Here is a 1,013-nt window from a genome sequence, read left to right on the forward strand (position 1 = left end):
CTAACAGCGGTGTTGCGAGATTGCGAAATATGTGGTTAATTCACGTTTATCTTTCGCGAGAAATTTTATCTTAGCAGAAAATACTCGGTTCCGAAGTTCGCAACCTCGCAAAGCCGCGAAACGTTGGTAGCAAGCAAAAAAAAAACGGAGAATCGAACCTGTTGTTTGAGATAATTCGTAATTTTGAAAAAAATATTTTATTATGGATATTCAAAGTAGAAAAATAGAATTTATGCAGGCTTTCCTTAAGCTTCAAAGTGAAGAAGTAATTTCTCAATTAGAAAATATATTGAGAAAGAAATCTACTATTGAGTTAGAACAAAATTCAGATTTTAAACCTATGTCGTTAAAGGAATTTAACGACAGAATTGATAAATCAGAGAATGATTTCAAAAATGGTAAGTATAAAAGTACTTCTGAACTTCTAAAGAAATACAATTAATGAGTTATAAAGTAATTTGGTCAAACTTTGCAGAAAGTGAACTTGATAAAATTTTCAAATATTATATTGAAAAGGCAAACAAAAAAGTTGCTAAAAACATACTTAAAAACATTTTAGCTGAACCAAATAGACTTCTACAAAATTCAGAAATGTTTCAAATCGAAGAATTATTGATTGACAGAGAAGATGATTACAGATATATAGTTTGTGATAATTATAAAATTATCTATTCAGTTGATATTGAATTAAAATTTATAAAAATTGCAGACGTATTTGATACTCGTCAAAATCCAATTAAAATAAAACGGAATAAATAAATTGCCAGCTACCAACAGCCGTTTGGCGAGATTGGGGTTTTAGTGGAATTAGCGTTGTTTATCATATCTTCGTTTCGGCAGAAAATACTCGGTTTCAAAAGTCCCCAACCTCGCCAAGCGCCAAGACGTTGTGCGTCAGTTTGGCGGAACGAAATAGAATTCACTAAATTATATGGAATAATGAGTTTAGAAAAAGATAAAATGATTAAGTCACTTAATGAAATTTTTATTCCTGAATTACGAAATAGAAATTT

General features: G+C 30.1%; 3 protein-coding genes. 2 read left to right on the top strand and 1 reads right to left on the bottom strand.

The features are described 5' to 3' along the window. Positions 1-202: 202 nt before the first annotated feature. Positions 203-442: a hypothetical protein gene (locus MW871_RS16260; RefSeq protein ID WP_248429434.1), complete on the top strand. Its 240-nt coding sequence runs from the start codon at positions 203-205 to the stop codon at positions 440-442. Continuing rightward, a complete protein-coding gene (locus MW871_RS16265; RefSeq protein WP_248429435.1) occupies positions 442-759 on the top strand; it encodes a type II toxin-antitoxin system RelE/ParE family toxin in 318 nt (105 codons plus the stop codon). Before MW871_RS16260 ends, MW871_RS16265 begins: the two co-directional genes overlap by 1 nt. A gap of 8 nt (positions 760-767) precedes the next feature. Here MW871_RS16265 and MW871_RS16270 read toward each other — a convergent pair. Further along, positions 768-1,013 (bottom strand): hypothetical protein (locus tag MW871_RS16270; protein WP_248429436.1); only part of this gene is annotated, 246 nt, incomplete at its 5' end.

Source organism: Flavobacterium pygoscelis (genome assembly GCF_023162025.1).
GTDB lineage: Bacteria > Bacteroidota > Bacteroidia > Flavobacteriales > Flavobacteriaceae > Flavobacterium > Flavobacterium pygoscelis.